Origin of the sequence: Rahnella contaminans (assembly GCF_011065485.1) — a bacterium.
Lineage (GTDB): Bacteria > Pseudomonadota > Gammaproteobacteria > Enterobacterales > Enterobacteriaceae > Rahnella > Rahnella contaminans.
The window spans coordinates 2,047,616-2,062,847 of the sequence record NZ_JAADJS010000001.1 but is presented as its reverse complement, the minus strand read 5'-3'; the positions used below and the strand labels follow the sequence as shown (position 1 = coordinate 2,062,847).

17 protein-coding genes, 1 tRNA gene and 2 rRNA genes are annotated in these 15,232 nt (G+C 53.9%); all 20 read left to right on the top strand.

All coding sequences use genetic code 11. The annotated features are described in order from the left end of the window. Positions 1 to 89 (top strand): 23S ribosomal RNA (locus GW579_RS09200); the annotation flags it as partial. 122 nt (positions 90 to 211) lie between these two features. Then, positions 212 to 327, top strand: a 5S ribosomal RNA gene (gene rrf / locus GW579_RS09195). Between the two features lie 87 nt (positions 328 to 414). Next, positions 415 to 491 (top strand) — tRNA-Asp (locus GW579_RS09190). Positions 492 to 936: 445 nt separating this feature from the next. After that, positions 937 to 1,662 carry a beta-ketoacyl synthase chain length factor gene (locus GW579_RS09185; RefSeq protein WP_165058647.1) on the top strand — a complete coding sequence of 242 codons (726 nt, stop codon included), beginning with the start codon at positions 937 to 939 and terminating at the stop codon, positions 1,660 to 1,662. Between the two features lie 17 nt (positions 1,663 to 1,679). Next, complete coding sequence (locus tag GW579_RS09180) at positions 1,680 to 2,474, top strand: lysophospholipid acyltransferase family protein (RefSeq protein ID WP_235937328.1); 795 nt, start codon at positions 1,680 to 1,682, stop codon at positions 2,472 to 2,474. Positions 2,475 to 2,477: 3 nt separating this feature from the next. Beyond that, positions 2,478 to 2,735 (top strand): phosphopantetheine-binding protein, encoded by a 258-nt coding sequence (locus GW579_RS09175; RefSeq protein ID WP_152324700.1) that lies wholly within the window; start codon positions 2,478 to 2,480, stop codon positions 2,733 to 2,735. A 10-nt stretch (positions 2,736 to 2,745) separates the two neighbouring features. Then, complete coding sequence (locus tag GW579_RS09170; RefSeq protein ID WP_152324699.1) at positions 2,746 to 3,000, top strand: acyl carrier protein; 255 nt, start codon at positions 2,746 to 2,748, stop codon at positions 2,998 to 3,000. Positions 3,001 to 3,122: 122 nt separating this feature from the next. Continuing rightward, positions 3,123 to 3,596 carry a COG4648 family protein gene (locus GW579_RS09165; protein WP_405047816.1) on the top strand — a complete coding sequence of 158 codons (474 nt, stop codon included), beginning with the start codon at positions 3,123 to 3,125 and terminating at the stop codon, positions 3,594 to 3,596. Beyond that, the gene (locus GW579_RS09160) at positions 3,563 to 4,942 is read left to right on the top strand and encodes an AMP-binding protein (RefSeq protein WP_235937327.1); all 1,380 of its coding nucleotides are present in this window, start codon (positions 3,563 to 3,565) and stop codon (positions 4,940 to 4,942) included. Before GW579_RS09165 ends, GW579_RS09160 begins: the two co-directional genes overlap by 34 nt. Then, entirely contained in the window at positions 4,939 to 5,283 is a 345-nt protein-coding gene (locus tag GW579_RS09155; RefSeq protein ID WP_165058643.1) for a 3-hydroxyacyl-ACP dehydratase FabZ family protein, read from the top strand. The genes GW579_RS09160 and GW579_RS09155 overlap by 4 nt, the downstream gene beginning before the upstream one ends. Continuing rightward, positions 5,274 to 7,001 (top strand): glycosyltransferase family 2 protein, encoded by a 1,728-nt coding sequence (locus tag GW579_RS09150; protein WP_165058642.1) that lies wholly within the window; start codon positions 5,274 to 5,276, stop codon positions 6,999 to 7,001. Before GW579_RS09155 ends, GW579_RS09150 begins: the two co-directional genes overlap by 10 nt. A gap of 1 nt (position 7,002) precedes the next feature. Continuing rightward, a complete protein-coding gene (locus tag GW579_RS09145; RefSeq protein ID WP_152324695.1) occupies positions 7,003 to 7,446 on the top strand; it encodes an acyl-CoA thioesterase in 444 nt (147 codons plus the stop codon). Continuing rightward, the gene (locus tag GW579_RS09140) at positions 7,443 to 8,048 is read left to right on the top strand and encodes a LolA family protein (protein ID WP_152324694.1); all 606 of its coding nucleotides are present in this window, start codon (positions 7,443 to 7,445) and stop codon (positions 8,046 to 8,048) included. The genes GW579_RS09145 and GW579_RS09140 overlap by 4 nt, the downstream gene beginning before the upstream one ends. Further along, the gene (locus GW579_RS09135) at positions 8,038 to 10,344 is read left to right on the top strand and encodes an MMPL family transporter (RefSeq protein ID WP_165058640.1); all 2,307 of its coding nucleotides are present in this window, start codon (positions 8,038 to 8,040) and stop codon (positions 10,342 to 10,344) included. The genes GW579_RS09140 and GW579_RS09135 overlap by 11 nt, the downstream gene beginning before the upstream one ends. After that, positions 10,341 to 10,916, top strand: coding sequence for a DUF3261 domain-containing protein (locus GW579_RS09130; protein WP_165058638.1), 576 nt, complete (start codon positions 10,341 to 10,343; stop codon positions 10,914 to 10,916). The genes GW579_RS09135 and GW579_RS09130 overlap by 4 nt, the downstream gene beginning before the upstream one ends. Before the next feature lies 1 nt (position 10,917). Further along, positions 10,918 to 12,090, top strand: a complete 1,173-nt coding sequence (locus tag GW579_RS09125) for a beta-ketoacyl-[acyl-carrier-protein] synthase family protein (RefSeq protein WP_165058636.1) — start codon at positions 10,918 to 10,920, stop codon at positions 12,088 to 12,090. Further along, a complete protein-coding gene (locus tag GW579_RS09120) occupies positions 12,087 to 12,566 on the top strand; it encodes a hotdog family protein (protein ID WP_165058634.1) in 480 nt (159 codons plus the stop codon). The genes GW579_RS09125 and GW579_RS09120 overlap by 4 nt, the downstream gene beginning before the upstream one ends. After that, complete coding sequence (locus GW579_RS09115; protein WP_165058632.1) at positions 12,563 to 13,294, top strand: 3-ketoacyl-ACP reductase FabG2; 732 nt, start codon at positions 12,563 to 12,565, stop codon at positions 13,292 to 13,294. The genes GW579_RS09120 and GW579_RS09115 overlap by 4 nt, the downstream gene beginning before the upstream one ends. Next, on the top strand, positions 13,291 to 14,520 hold the full coding sequence (locus GW579_RS09110; protein ID WP_152324688.1) for a beta-ketoacyl-ACP synthase: 1,230 nt from the start codon (positions 13,291 to 13,293) through the stop codon (positions 14,518 to 14,520). The genes GW579_RS09115 and GW579_RS09110 overlap by 4 nt, the downstream gene beginning before the upstream one ends. Further along, on the top strand, positions 14,521 to 15,222 hold the full coding sequence (locus tag GW579_RS09105) for a 4'-phosphopantetheinyl transferase superfamily protein (RefSeq protein WP_165058630.1): 702 nt from the start codon (positions 14,521 to 14,523) through the stop codon (positions 15,220 to 15,222). Positions 15,223 to 15,232 lie beyond the last annotated feature (10 nt).

Sequence of the window (15,232 nt, the reverse complement as noted above, 5' to 3'; positions counted from 1 at the left end):
GTTTAAGACTAAGACGTTGATAGGCTGGGTGTGTAAGTGCAGCGATGCATTGAGCTAACCAGTACTAATGACCCGAGAGGCTTAACCTTACAACACCAAAGGTGTTTTAGATTGACTCTGTGCAGACCGAGATTTTTCAGCTGATTGTTCCGAGATTGGTTCGTAGTGCAAGCCTGAGAGAGGGTGAGCGGTATGAATGAAACAGAATTTGCCTGGCGGCAGTAGCGCGGTGGTCCCACCTGACCCCATGCCGAACTCAGAAGTGAAACGCCGTAGCGCCGATGGTAGTGTGGGGTCTCCCCATGCGAGAGTAGGGAACTGCCAGGCATCAAATTAGTTCCTTTTCCCCTGACAAGGAAAATAACAGGAACAAACTTGTATCAGACGATTGCTGATATGAGTGAAAGAACCGGTGGAGCGGTAGTTCAGTTGGTTAGAATACCTGCCTGTCACGCAGGGGGTCGCGGGTTCGAGCCCCGTCCGTTCCGCCACTAATTGCATAGACCCTGAATCGAAAGATTCAGGGTTTTTTGCATTTTTAAAATCTGTAAAAAATTGGGTGTTATACGTACTGGATTTCTTATTTAAAGATTTTTTATCGGGTTGAAAACTCTGTGTGATATTTTAAATCAATCGATTAACTTTCTGTTGAAGATTAATCTATATAATCACTGTTCTTATTTTATGAGAATAATAATGTTTTCCCAATTTAACCCATTATAATTTCGCTGACTTTAATTTCATAAAAACCTCAGATGCTATTTCCCACTATAAAATTAAGATTTATCAGATATGTATTCTGGTCGGTAATATCTAAATTGTTGTAAAAATAACTAAAAGACATCATTCAGCGCAATAGCCTGTCAGATTACTGATGCAACTTTTAATAAAATATCATAAAGTCTTAATTCGGAAGATTCGCGAAGATTAATCATTATGAAATTCTCACTGGATATACTTGACTGGCAGGCGGTTGCTCCTGGTATCAATAATTGTGCCGATTGGATCCAATGGGCGCAATGTTCCGGTGTGGATGCATTTTCAGGTGAAATCCCAAAGAGCGCGCAGATCCCAATGATGGCTGCGCGTCGTATGAGTATCGGAAGTCGTTTTGCCGTCGATGCCGGTTTGTCCTTACTTACGAAACATCAGGTTGATGCCGCAATTTTTACCAGCCGCCACGGTGAACTTGAGAGAACGGGGCGCATTTTACATGCGCTTGCAGAAGACGACGCTATTTCCCCCACCGAATTTTCGATGTCTGTCCATAATACCGCCGCTGGCTGGTTAACCATTATCAGTAAAAATACACTGCCGGTGACCTCACTGGCCGCCGGTACGGACAGTTTTCAGCAAGGTCTGCTGGAAGCGCAATCTATGCTGGCAAGCGGTGCTTCGCGCGTCATGCTGGTCGATTTTGATGGCGAAATTCCCTCCCTTTATGCTGAATCGGTAAATTCCGAGTTTCTGCCTTACGCGATGGCAATAATATTGGCGGATGGCGATACTTTGCAGTGCCAGCGCATTTCAAAAAACGGCGAAATCGATCCGCTTGCTCTTTCGCAGGGTTTGCAATTCCTGCGGGGTTATCTGTCCTCATCACGTTCATTTATTGTCAGTGCTGATAGTCGCCATCACTGGCAATGGACGCGTGCATTGTGAGGAAAGAATCTGCCTTAATGGAAGACGTTTCCTCTTTGCCGGACCGGATGTGGCGATGGTCTGTTACAGGCATGTTTTTTGCGCTTTTCGGAATTGGCGGACTGCTGCTTTCTTTGTTCTGGTTTACTCTGTTGCGGTTAATCATACGTCAGCCGGAAAAATTGCATCGGATGACACTGAACAGCATTCGTAATAGCTTTCGACTTTTCCTCGGAGGATTACGACTTTTTGGTGTGATGGATTACAGGTTCGTCGGCGATGAAAAGTTTCAGGAGGATACCGGATGCCTGATTGTTGCGAACCATCCCAGCCTTCTTGATTATGTCATTCTGGCTTCACGAATGCCGCGCTGTGATTGCATCGTCAAACAGGCGTTGCTGAAGAACCCATTTTTGGCCGGCGTCATCAAAGCAGCCGGATATCTGGTGAACTCAGGGTCTGATGAGTTGCTTCAGGCTTGTGAGGCGCGCCTCAAGGCAGGTGGAACGTTGCTGGTCTTCCCTGAAGGGACGCGTTCTTTGCCTGAGAAACCGATAACGCTACAGCGTGGTGCAGCAAATATCGCGCTGAGAGCCGGTTGTGATGTACGGATTGTTCATATTTCCTGCCAGCCACCCATGCTGACCAAACAGGGGAAATGGTACGAAATTCCGCGGGTAAAACCTCAGTTTGTCATCACTGTTGCCGATAAGGTAAAGGCTGAGGATTTTTTTGATGAACAGGATCTTTCGCCTGCGTTGGCAGCAAGGCGTCTGACACAGCATTTGCGCTCTGAACTGATGCACGGTAATACTCAAAATAACGAGAAATAAGTCATGGATTCATTAAGTAACGACATTAAAGAACTTATCATCGCGACGCTCAATCTGGAAGGAATGACGCCAGACGAGATAGATACGCAAGCGCCTCTTTTTGGCGACGGGTTGGGGCTGGATTCTATTGATGCCCTTGAATTAGGCCTGGCATTGAAAAAGCAATACGGCGTGATCCTTTCGGCTGAAAGTCAGGAAATGCGTGAGCATTTTTATTCCGTTGAAAGTCTTAGCCAGTTTATATCAGTTCAGCGTGGTTAAAGAGATTCCTATGCAGAAGCAAGAAATTTATCAGCAGATTAGCGCGTTATTAATCAAGCTATTTGAAATTGATGAAAGTGATATCAGCCCTGATGCCAAACTTTACGAAGATTTGGAATTAGACAGTATTGACGCTGTGGATTTGGTTGTTCATCTGCAGAAATCGACGGGCAGAAAAATTAAACCTGAAATGTTCAAATCAGTACGAACCGTTCAGGATGTTGTTGATGCCATCGATGAATTACTTAACACGCCAGCGCAATAGTTGCTGTGTCTGAAACCCGGTGCTTTTCCCTTCAGCTTGTCGCAGCGTTCGCTCGCTGGGCAATGCCCGTGGCGATTATTGCTTATCCGGTAGCGGTCTGGTGTGGCTTAAAAAATTGGGGAATGAGTATTCTTGCTCCCCTTCTGATTATTGCGTTTATTCTGCGGTTGCTCACCTTTCGCGGAAAATTAAATCAGCTCACTTTTTTCGGTAAAGCGATGGCCGTCGCTGGCATTGTGCTGGTCATCACCAGCGTTTTACTGCGCGAAACGTCGATGCTGTTGTATTACCCGGTGGCGGTGAATTTCCTGCTTCTGAGCCTGTTTTTTAGTTCATTGTTCGCCCGGCAATCACTGGTTGAGCGCCTTGCCCGGCTGAACGAGCCCGACTTACCGTCCGAAGGGGTTGTCTATACGCGACGCGTGACACAAGTCTGGTGCCTGTTTTTTGTTTGTAATGGATCTTTTGCTTTATATACCTGCCTGAAAGGCGATGTGTCTTTGTGGGCGCTTTACAACGGCGGGATCAGTTATCTGCTGATTGGTTTATTAATGGGTATTGAATGGATAGTCAGAAAGCGTCTGCGCAAGCCGTGACGCTGCCAATGTGCCAATGGCTGGGCACGGAAAGAGCAGACGATCATCTGGTTGCCTGGAGTGCAACCCGTGAGTACAGGCAGCGCGACTTCCGTCGGGATGTCGCGACGCTGTTTGCCAGTGTCAGTGTGACTCCCTGTTCGCGCTGGGCGCTGTGTCTGGAAGATAACTATTCGTTCGCTGTGGCTTTACTGGCCGTTCTTTACAGCGGGAAAACCCCTGTTTTGCCCGGACATTTTCGTCAGGCTCAGCTCTCTGAGCAATGCGATGAATTCGATGCGCTGATTACCGATCTGCCGTTGCAGCTCAATTGTCCTGTTCTCCGCTTCCCGTTTGTTACCCTTGAACCGCTTTCCGTTTTACCTGCATTTCCGGAAAATGCATCGCTCGTCCTCTTCACGTCCGGATCAACCGGAAAACCGCAGAAGATTATCAAACCAGTCTCTTGTCTTGAACGTGAAAGCCAGTGGCTCAGTGCGCAATGGGGCGCAGAACTGGCCGGTTCCCGGTTCGTCGCCACGGTCGCGCCTCATCATATGTACGGCCTGAGCTTTGCGTTCATGTTGCCGCTGTCACTTGGCCTGCCGTTTGCGGCCACCAGCGTCCAGTATCATGAGCAGCTGCATTCACTCGCAGTAAAAACCCCGCTGGCGTTTGTCAGCAGCCCGGCCTTTCTCAAACGTCTGGACTCCACATTAGCGCCGGTCACGCTGCGTGCAGTTTTTTCCGCAGGCGGCCCTCTGGAAAGCGATGCAGCGCAATCAGTGAAAGCAACATGCAGTTGCCTGCCAACAGAGATTTATGGCACCACCGAAAGTGGCATTATCGCATTTCGCCAGCAAACCCGGCCTGGCGAAGCCTGGGCGTTGTTCAACAATGTAGATTTACGCCCTCAGCCCGATGGCAACATTGCAGTGATTTCTCCGATTATTCCGCAGCCGGAAGGCATTGCTCTTAGTGATGAGATAAAACTGTCGTCTGACGGTTCACGTCATTTTGACCTTCTGGGTCGTAAAGATCGGATCGTTAAAATTGCTGAACAGCGGATCTCGCTGGATGAAATTGAGCAACGCTTGTGTGCGCTCGATCTTCTGGCTGACGCCTGCGTTCTGACGCTCGAAAAACAGGGCAGGGTTTCGGTTGCGGCATTGATTGTACTGACCCCGGCGGGCGATGCGCTGTTGCAGGTCGAAAACCGCAATGTCCTGTTTGGGCAGATCCGCCATGCTTTGCGGGAATGGGTATCTCCGGTGTCACTGCCGCGATACTGGCGTATTGTTCCGGCGATCCCTCTCAATCAGCAAGGTAAGCGCGCAGCCGCTGAATTACAGGAAATGTTTTTATGATGAAGCCTGAAGTCCTGAGCATGCATAAAAGCAGCGACACCAGCCTGATCCTCGAATTGCGACTCTCAGCGGATTTAGTCTGGTTTCGCGGACACTTTCCCACGTATCCGCTGCTTCCGGGTGTCACGCAGGTGAACTGGGTGATGGAGTATGCGGGGGAGATTTTACGGCTGGATAAGGCTTTTTCAGGGATGGAAGTGGTGAAGTTTCAACGGCCACTTTTGCCGGATGAAACTGTCAGTCTGCACATTGACTGGCTGAAAGAAAAACACCGGCTGGTTTTCCGCTATGCCCTGGGCGAAACCATTGCCAGCAGTGGAAAAATCACATTATGTCCGTAATATCCTCAGCGCTGTTTTCGCCCTGTCTGATTATCCCGTGTTACAACCACGGGCCGATGATGGCCGGTGTGCTGGATAAACTCCGGTCTCTCGGATTGCCGTGCATTGTGGTTGATGATGGCAGCGAGGCACAAACTGCGGATGAATTACAGCGTCTGGCGCAGATCACGCCGTGGATGAGCCTGACGCGCCAGTCGCCAAACCAGGGAAAAGGTGCCGCCGTCATGGCCGCCTTACGGCTGGCTGCGGAAAAAGGGTTTACCCACGCCATGCAGGTTGACGCAGACGGTCAGCACCAGCTTTCCGACGTTCCTCTCATGCTGGAGGAAGCGCGAAAACACCCGGATTGCCTGATCTCCGGTCAGCCGGTGTATGACGAAAGTGTGCCGAAATCGCGCCTTTATGGCCGTTATGTCACGCATTTTTGGGTCTGGGTCGAAACCCTGTCATTTTCCCTCAAAGACAGCATGTGCGGATTTCGCGTTTATCCTTTGCAGGCTTGCCTGAGTCTGATTGACAAACAGCCACTGGGTTTACGCATGGATTTCGATACCGAAATCATGGTGCGGCTTTACTGGCAGGGGACGCGCAGCCGATTCCTGCCGACGCGCGTCACATACCCGCAAGACGGCGTTTCGCATTTTGATGCGATGAAAGACAACATTAAAATCTCGTGGATGCATACCCGCCTGTTCTTCGGCATGTTGCCGCGCATTCCTTTTTTGCTGCGCCAGAGACAAACGCTGCAAAGCGATCCGCACTGGTCGGTAACGCGCGAACGTAAAGGGCTGTGGGGCATTCATCTGATGCTGAAGATTTATCGCGTGCTGGGCTACCGCGCTTTCCAGTTACTGCTTTATCCGGTGATTGGTTACTTCTGGCTGACGGGTGGAAAACAGCGCAAGGCGTCGGCCGCGTGGCTTGAACGCGTCCGCGACGTTGCAGCTCAGCGCAAAATCGCGTTGCCTTATCCGTTAAGTACATTCCGGCATTTCATGCGGTTTGGCGAATCGATGCTGAGCAAACTGGCGAGCTGGCAGGGCGATAAAACTCTGAATGATGCGGTGCTGGTGAATCCCGACGTCTGCGAAGCGCATATTGCCTCCGGGCACGGCACGCTGATCCTCGCCTCGCATCTTGGCGACATCGAATCCTGCCGTGCTATTGGTGCGGTAAATCACCGGATCACCGTGAATGCGCTGGTTTTCACCGAACATGCCGAACGGTTTAATCAGGTGATGAAAGAAATTAACCCGCAGGCGCTTGTGAATCTGATTCAGGTGAGCCAGATGGGGCCGGACACCGCCATGTTATTGCAGGAAAAACTCGATGCCGGCGAATGGGTGGCAATTGTGGGCGACAGAACGTCCGCCAGCCGTCATCAGCGCGGTGAGCATTCCCGCGTCATCTGGAGTGATTTTCTCGGTAAACCGGCGGCTTTCCCACAGGGACCTTTTATTCTGGCCGCCGCCCTGAAAGCGCCGGTGATGCTGATGTTTGGCATCAGACAGGAACGGCGTCTGCATATTTACTGTGAATCTTTTGCCGATCCGCTGATTCTGCCCCGCGCAAATCGTCTGCCTGCACTGCAGGAAACCGTCGACCGCTACGCTGCGCGCCTTGAATACTACAGCCTGCTGGCGCCTCACGACTGGTTCAACTTTTATGATTTCTGGCAGCATCCCGCAGATGACGCCTCTGACAGGAAACCTGACTGATATGACTTCCAAACTTGATCCGCGCTTTAACGACCCGCGCTTTTCCACCGTGGTGGAAATCACCGTGCCTTTTCATGATGCCGATGCCATGGGCGTTGTCTGGCATGGCAATTATTTCCGTTATCTCGAAGTTGCGCGCGAGCAATTGCTGAAACAGTTCGATTATGGCTATCGTCAGATGGAAGCCTCCGGTTATGTGTGGCCGATCGTGGATACGCGCGTGAAATATATTGCGCCCGTCCTGTTCGAACAGCGCATTGCCGTTCACGCGCAGCTGGAAGAAATCGAAAATCGTCTGCGTATCGGCTATCAGATCTATGATATTGAAACCGGAAAACGGACAACGACGGGTTACACGTTACAGGTCGCCGTGGATGCTGAGACCAAAGAGATGTGTTTTGTCTCGCCGCAGGTTCTTTTCGATAAAACCGGAGTCAGCCTGTGAAATCACTTCTGTTTGTTTTACTCGCCGCGTTCAGCGTTGCTGCCCAGGCCGTGACGCTCGATGATTTGCAGCAGCGCTTCAGCCAGGTACCGGTGTTGCGCGCTGAATTCGCCCAGCAGAGAACCATTAGCGGGATGGCTCAGCCGCTGAACTCCGGCGGAAATTTACTGATTGCGCAAAAACAGGGGCTTTGGTGGCAGCAGGAAAAACCGTTCCCTCTGACGTTACTTCTGACGGAAACCCGCATGGTGCAAATCATGGCGGGCCAGCAGCCGCAGGTGATTACGGCCAGCAATAATCCGCAGATGTTCCAGTTCAACTCCCTGCTGAGCGCGCTGTTTCATGCAGACCGCCGCGTGCTGGAAGAAAACTTCACGCTGGATTTCGCAGATAAAGGGCAGGGCGCCTGGACGCTGGTGCTGGTGCCAAAAGTCTCGCCGCTGAACCGCCTTTTCCGCCGCATTACACTCAACGGGGAAACCTTCCTGAACAAGATTGATATCGATGATATGCAGGGCGACGCGACGCATATCCGTTTCTTTAACCAGAAAACGACGCCCGCTGAACTGACTGACGCCGAGAAACGCCATTTTGCATCCTGATCTTCACCGCCGGCTGGCGCAAATCTGGCTGCTGATTATTGTGTTGCTCATCGCCGCGCTGGTCTGGTTACTCCCGCGCAGCCAGATTAACAGCAGCGTGCTGGCGCTTTTGCCGCAGCAACAGACGGCGGGTCTTCCTCCGGCGATTTCTGACGGCTTTACTCAGCGGCTTGACCGCCAGTTAATGTGGCTGGTCAGCCCGCCGGAAGGCGCGGGAACAAAACCTCTTGAAGACTGGCTGAAACAGCTGCGATCGCTTCCTGCGCTGAGTCAGGTGGAAGGGCCGATGGATGAGGCGCGTCAGCAGGAATGGGGCGCGTTCTTTTTCAGGCATCGTAATGCTTTCCTTGATGACGCCACCCGTCAGCGCCTGAACGCCGGTGCTGAACAGCAAAGCCAGTGGATCATGGGGCAGGTTTATTCCGCCTTTGCCGGTGTCAGCGGAAAAGAGCTGGCTAACGACCCTCTGTTGCTGGTGCGTGCCTCACAAATGGCGCAGCAGCAAAGCAGCGGCGGCATGAGCCTCGATCAGGGCTGGCTGATGACGCGAGATCCGCAAGGGCGCAGCTGGTATTTACTTCACGGCGAGCTGAATACGTCGTCCTATGACATCACCAGCGCGAAGCACACTGTCGCTGAGCTGAATGCGGCGAGGCACGCTTTTGAAGTGCGCTGGCCGGGCGCGAAAGTGCTTGAGCGCGGTACGATTTTTTACAGCAATTATGCCAGCCAGCAGGCTGAACATGATTTATCTACCATTGGCGCGGCTTCGGTTATCGGCGTCTTTCTGCTGATTTTACTGATGTTCCGCTCCGCGCTGCCGTTACTGCTCAGCCTGCTTTCAATCGGTATTGGCGCGCTGTCGGGCACGGTATTTACCCTGTGGGTCTTCGGTGAAATACACGTGATGACGCTGGTGCTGAGCGCCAGCATTGTCGGGATTTCTGCCGACTACACCCTCTACTTCCTCACTGAACGCCGCGTTCACGGTGAAACCAGCACGCCGCTCGAAAGCCTGAAAAAGCTGTTCCCGGCGTTGTCTGCTGCGCTGCTGACAACGGTCGCGGCTTACCTGATGCTGCTGATTGCGCCGTTCCCCGGTCTGCAACAGCTGGCGGTTTTTGCCGCCGCCGGGCTGAGCGCCGCCTGTATCACCGTCATGTGCTGGTATCCGTATTTATCGGCGCATTTGCCGGTCGGTCCGACGCCCGGGCTGGCGCTGATATTGAAATGGTTGCTGGCATGGCGCAGCCGTAAACCGGTTCGAATCGGGCTGCCGGTTTTGATTTTCATGCTGGCGGCGGGCGGAATTTATCAGCTTAAAATCAATGACGATATTGCCGATTTACAAACGCTGCCGGCAGATTTACAGCAGCAGGAACAACAGATTGCCGCGCTGACCGGACAAACCAACGATCAGAAATGGCTGATCGTTTACGGCGATACGGCGGAGCAGACGCTTCAGCGTCTTGAAGCTTTGCGTCCAAAACTGGAGCAGGCGAAAACGGATGGCGTGATTGCCGGTTACCGGGCGCTCAGCCTGCCGTCGCAATTACAGCAACAAAAAGATCTCTCGTTACTCCGCCAGCGTGCGCCGCAGATTATTGCGCAGTTGCAGCAGTCAGGGGTTTCAGTCGCCATGCCGGATCTCAACCCGCAAACGGTTGATGTCCCGCTCTGGTTAAACAGCGTGGTCAGTCAGGGCTGGCGCTTACTGTGGTTGTCTTTGCCGGACGGACGCAGCGCGACGTTAATCCCGGTCAATGGCGTTCACGACACCGCTGCCGTGGCGGCGCTGGCGGCGGCGTCTCCGGGAACCGGCTGGATTGACCGCAAGTCTGAATTCAGTGAGCTGTTTTCTCAGTACCGCGTTTACCTCACTTATCTGCTCGGGCTGGCGGTGGCGGTGATTGCCGCGATTTATCTCTGGCGTTTCCGTCTGCCGCACGGGCTGATTTGTCTGGTGCCGACGCTGCTTTCGCTGGGAATGGGCATCGCCGCGCTCGGTTACAGCGGTCACCATCTCAACCTGTTTTCATTGCTGGCGCTGATTCTGGTTCTGGGGATTGGCATCAACTACACCCTGTTTTTCACCAATCCGCGCGGCACGCCGACCACTTCGATGTTTGCCATTTTTATGGCTGTCGCGACCACGTTGCTGACGTTCGGTATGCTTGTATTCAGCTCCACGCAGGCGATCAGCAGCTTTGGCATTGTGCTGAGTTCCGGCATATTGACGGCGTTTTTACTTTCGCCGCTGACGTTGCCCGCTAAAAAAAGAGGACGTAAGAAATGATCCGCTTCACGCTGCCGGTTCTGGCACTGCTGATTTTGATGTCTGGCGGCTGCGCCTCGCGCCCTCCAGCCCAAACGCTGCCTCAGGCGTGGCTGAAACCGGGCGTACAGGTGAAATTACCCGCGCCGGTGCTGGCAGCACCGGTCAGTCAGCAGCAATTGCTAACGGCAACGGTCAACGGAAAACAGCAGTCTTTGCTTGTGCTGCTTAACGCCGACGGCAACTCTCTACAGCTGGCGGGGCTCTCGCCATTGGGGATCCGTCTCTTTAAAGTGGTCTACGATCAAACCGGCATCCATACTGAACAGGCAATAAAGATTGAGGGTTTGCCTCCAGCAAATCAGGTTCTGGCCGATATTATGTTCAGCTACTGGCCGGTGGGAAGCTGGCAGCCGCTGTTGCCGCCGGGCTGGACGCTGAAAGACCAGCCTTTACGCCGTACGTTATCGGATGACAAAGGCAACGCGATCACCCGGATTGACTATCTGCCAGAAGGCAAATCACGACGGCCTGTTTCGATTACGCAGATGGCGTTCCATTACCAGATCACTATCCAGAATGTCGGTGAATAACATGATTTACTTTTCGGCCGTGGGCATGGTTAACGCGCTGGGAAACAACAACGCGCAGATTGCTGCCAGCCTGACGGCGGGTGTTTCACCGGGCATGTTTGTGCAGGAAGGCTGGCTGACGGAAAATCGCCCGGTCTGGCTGGGCGCTGTCACGGGCTATTTACCGCCGGTCCCGGAATCGCTTTCCGTGCACCGCAGCCGCAATAACCAGCTGCTGCTGGCCGCGCTGGCGCAAATTGAAACGCCGGTCAGCGAGGTTATTGCCCGCTATGGTCACGAACGCGTTGCGGTGATTATGGGCACCAGCACCTCCGGCATTGCCGAAGGGGAAGACGCGGTGCGCCATCTGCATCAGCAGGGGACTTTCCCGCAAGGCTATGACTATCAGCAGCAGGAACTCGGCGATCCTTCGCAATTTATGGCGGAACTGCTGGAGCTGACAGGACCGGCATACACGTTATCGACGGCGTGTTCATCCAGCGCGAAAGCCATTATCAGCGGGATGCGCCTGATTGAGTCCGGCCTGGCTGATGCGGCAATTGTCGGCGGGGCAGACAGCTTGTGTCGGATGCCGGTCAACGGTTTCAACAGCCTTGAGTCGTTCTCCCGTGGCCGCTGTACGCCCTTCGGACAGGATCGCGATGGCATTAATATTGGTGAAGCGGCGGCGCTGATTTTGCTGACGCGTGAACCGGCGGATGTCGCGTTGCTGGGCACCGGTGAGTCTTCCGATGCCTGGCATATGTCCGCGCCGCATCCGGAAGGGGCGGGCGCAGAGCGGGCAATCCGCATGGCGCTGCAACAGGCCGGACTTGAGCCACAAAACGTCGGCTACATCAATGCGCACGGCACGGCAACACCGCTCAACGATCAGGTGGAATCGGCGGTGATCCACCGCGTATTCGGCAGCCAGATCCCGTGCAGCTCGACCAAACATCTTACCGGTCACACGCTGGGCGCCGCCGGTGCGACAGAAGCGGCGCTGAGCTGGCTTATTCTGACGCAAAATCTCAATCTGCCACCTCAGGATTTCAGTATTACGCCACGTGATGCCAGTCTGCCGGATATCCGGCTGGTTGATGCACCACAAAGGCTGGAACGTCCGGTCATCTTGTCCAACTCATTTGCCTTTGGTGGCAACAACGCCAGCATTGTGATCGGGAGGCCGTCATGAGCATTCTGACCGCCGCCGGTTATTTACCGCACGACACGCCGATGGTGTTGCTGGAAAACGTCGTCAGCGTAACGGAAGAAACCGCGATCTGTGACGTTGTCGTCTCACCTGACGGCGTGCTGGCGCCTTTTCTGAATGCACGCGGCGCATTGCCCGCCTGGTACGCCCTTGAACTTATTGCACAGACCATCGGCGTCTGGAGCGGCTGGCACGGTGCGCAATCCGGACAGCCCCCGCAGGTTGGCATGTTGCTGGGCGGCCGTGCGATAAAATGCAACGTGCCTGAATTTGTGGCAGGCAGTGAATTGCTTATCAGCGTTTCAATGGTATTACGCGATGAAAAACTCGCGAGCTTTGAAGGTGTTATCAGTATTAAACAGGAAAAAGACAACCTTCAGGTTGCTCAGGGAAGGCTGAACACGTATCAGCCAGCAAAGGACGAACTTATTACGCTCACACAGGGGAAAAAGGAATGACGCGTTCGGTATTAGTGACCGGAGCCAGCAAAGGGATCGGTCAAGCGATAGCCTGCCAGCTGGCGACGGACGGCTTTGAGATTGTCGTTCACTATCACAGCGATAAAAGCGGGGCAGAGCACACGCTGCAACAAGTGCGGGCATCTGGCGGCAGCGGTCGCCTGATTCAGTTCGATATCAGCAACCGCCCGCAGTGCCGCGAAGTGATTGAGGCCGATATTGAAGCGCATGGCGCTTACTACGGCGTCGTCAATAATGCCGGTATTATCCGCGACGCCGCGTTTCCGGCGCTGACGGATGAAGACTGGGACGGTGTGATCCACACCAATCTCGACAGCTTCTACAACGTATTGCAGCCCTGCATCATGCCGATGATCGGTCTGCGCGCGGGCGGACGCATTATCGCGTTGTCTTCGGTTTCCGGCTTGACGGGCAACCGCGGGCAGGTGAATTACAGCGCGGCTAAAGCCGGAATTATTGGCGCATGCAAAGCGCTGTCCCTGGAGCTGGCGAAACGCAAAATTACCGTCAACTGCATCGCGCCGGGGCTGATTGATACCGGCATGCTTGATATAGAAAAACCGGCGCTGGACGCTGCGATGAGCATGATCCCGCTGAAACGTATGGGCAGTGCGGAAGAAGTGGCCGGGCTGGCGAGCTATCTGATGTCCGACATCGCGGGGTATGTCACCCGTCAGGTGATCTCCATTAACGGAGGCATGGTATGACTCAGCGTGTTGTTATTACGGGTATGAAAGGCATCACGGCGTTCGGCAACCACTGGGATGACGTGAGTGCGCGTCTGCAACAGGGCAAAAATGCCGTCCGCCACATGGATGAATGGCTGATTTATCAGGGGCTCAATACCCATCTCGGCGCGCCCGTTGATGATTTCGAATTGCCTGCGCATTACACCCGAAAACGCATCCGCTCGATGGGGCGCGTTTCCCTGCTTTCGACCCGCGCGACCGAACTGGCGCTGGAACAGGCCGGTTTGCTGGATGATCCGATCCTGACCAACGGCGAAACGGGCATTGCTTTCGGTTCCTCCACCGGCAGCACCGGACCGGTCAGTGAATTCGCCACCATGCTGACGGAAAAACACACCAACAACATTACCGGCACGACGTATGTGCAGATGATGCCGCACACGACAGCGGTGAACGCCGGACTGTTTTTTGGCCTGAAAGGGCGGGTGATCCCGACGTCGAGCGCCTGTACGTCTGGCAGTCAGGCCATCGGCTATGCGTACGAAGCCATTAAGCACGGCTACCAGACCGTAATGGTGGCAGGCGGCGCAGAAGAACTTTGCCCGTCGGAAGCGGCGGTATTCGACACACTGTTTGCCACCAGCCAGCAAAACGATCGCCCGGAATTATCGCCGCGTCCGTTTGATTCGCAGCGCGATGGTCTGGTGATTGGCGAAGGTGCCGGGGCGTTAATTCTCGAATCGCTCGAACATGCGCAGGCGCGTGGCGCAAAGATTTACGCTGAAATCACAGGTTTCGCGACCAACTGCGACGCGGCGCATATCACCCAGCCGCAGCAATCCACCATGCAGATTTGCATTGAAAAAGCGCTGAAAAATGCCGGGATCCCGGCGGCTGAAATCGGGTATATCAGTGCGCACGGCACGGCAACTGACCGTGGCGATATTGCTGAAAGCCATGCAACGGCTGCCGTGTTTGGCAATCAGACGCCGATTTCGTCGCTGAAAAGTTATTTCGGTCATACGCTGGGTGCCTGCGGCGCGCTCGAAGCCTGGATGTCGCTGGAAATGATGCGTGAAGACCGCTTTGTGCCGACCATTAACCTGACTCAGCCAGATCCGCTTTGCGGCGATCTGGACTACATCATGGGGGAATCGCGTCATATTCAGACCGAATTTATCCAGTCGAACAACTTTGCGTTTGGCGGCATTAACACGTCGCTGGTTTTCCGCCGCTGGCCGTAGATGACCAATTCTGCGCGCATTATCACCGCGTCGCTGGACGACACTTTTCCGCTGTCACGGCTGCCCGCAGAACTGCTGGCGGAAAGTGAAAACCTGCATCCTGCCCGCCGCCAGCAATGGCGTGCGGGCAGGGCGCTGCTGGCCGAAGCGTTGTTTGCTTTCAGCGGACAGGAAATGCTGCCAGAAATGCAAATTTCCGCGCGGGGTAAACCGTCTTTTACCGATCCTTCATTGCCCCATTTTTCCCTCAGTCACAGCGTTAACAGCCTGCAACTGGTGCTGTGTGCCGCGGGAGAAACGGGCGGTGACGTCGAACAGATACGGCCACGGGCGCGGTATCTGGACGTGGCGAGGCAGGCATTCAGCGAAACCGAATTTTGCTGGCTGACGGAACAGGAAAACCCGCTAAATGCGTTCTGGCAATTATGGTGTCTGCGCGAAGCCTGGCTGAAACAGCAGGCCGGAAGCGTGTGGCAGATGGAACGGATCCGGCTGGATCCCGCTGCCGGGCAATTTTCCCCCGAATCCGCAACGGACAGCAAACTGTGGTGGGCCGCAGGAGAAACCGTTATGTCGGCAATGGCATTGCCTGCCTGCGTGACGACATGTGAAGAGTATATTTTCGATGCCCGCAACGGGTCTATTATCCCGCAGCTTATTCCGCGAATCCCCCGCCGCTGGTCTTGTTATTCGCTGGCCTGATTATTGTTTT

Bases quoted from the DNA above. Each gene is read 5' to 3' on its own strand.
- GW579_RS09120 (WP_165058634.1), top strand. From the start codon at position 12,087: ATGAGCATTCTGACCGCCGCCGGTTATTTACCGCACGACACGCCGATG.
- GW579_RS09150 (WP_165058642.1), top strand. From the start codon at position 5,274: ATGTCCGTAATATCCTCAGCGCTGTTTTCGCCCTGTCTGATTATCCCG.
- GW579_RS09115 (WP_165058632.1), top strand. From the start codon at position 12,563: ATGACGCGTTCGGTATTAGTGACCGGAGCCAGCAAAGGGATCGGTCAA.
- GW579_RS09180 (WP_235937328.1), top strand. From the start codon at position 1,680: ATGGAAGACGTTTCCTCTTTGCCGGACCGGATGTGGCGATGGTCTGTT.
- GW579_RS09130 (WP_165058638.1), top strand. From the start codon at position 10,341: ATGATCCGCTTCACGCTGCCGGTTCTGGCACTGCTGATTTTGATGTCT.
- GW579_RS09145 (WP_152324695.1), top strand. From the start codon at position 7,003: ATGACTTCCAAACTTGATCCGCGCTTTAACGACCCGCGCTTTTCCACC.
- GW579_RS09125 (WP_165058636.1), top strand. From the start codon at position 10,918: ATGATTTACTTTTCGGCCGTGGGCATGGTTAACGCGCTGGGAAACAAC.
- GW579_RS09155 (WP_165058643.1), top strand. From the start codon at position 4,939: ATGATGAAGCCTGAAGTCCTGAGCATGCATAAAAGCAGCGACACCAGC.
- GW579_RS09110 (WP_152324688.1), top strand. From the start codon at position 13,291: ATGACTCAGCGTGTTGTTATTACGGGTATGAAAGGCATCACGGCGTTC.
- GW579_RS09170 (WP_152324699.1), top strand. From the start codon at position 2,746: ATGCAGAAGCAAGAAATTTATCAGCAGATTAGCGCGTTATTAATCAAG.
- GW579_RS09185 (WP_165058647.1), top strand. From the start codon at position 937: ATGAAATTCTCACTGGATATACTTGACTGGCAGGCGGTTGCTCCTGGT.
- GW579_RS09165 (WP_405047816.1), top strand. From the start codon at position 3,123: ATGAGTATTCTTGCTCCCCTTCTGATTATTGCGTTTATTCTGCGGTTG.
- GW579_RS09105 (WP_165058630.1), top strand. From the start codon at position 14,521: ATGACCAATTCTGCGCGCATTATCACCGCGTCGCTGGACGACACTTTT.
- GW579_RS09160 (WP_235937327.1), top strand. From the start codon at position 3,563: ATGGATAGTCAGAAAGCGTCTGCGCAAGCCGTGACGCTGCCAATGTGC.
- GW579_RS09175 (WP_152324700.1), top strand. From the start codon at position 2,478: ATGGATTCATTAAGTAACGACATTAAAGAACTTATCATCGCGACGCTC.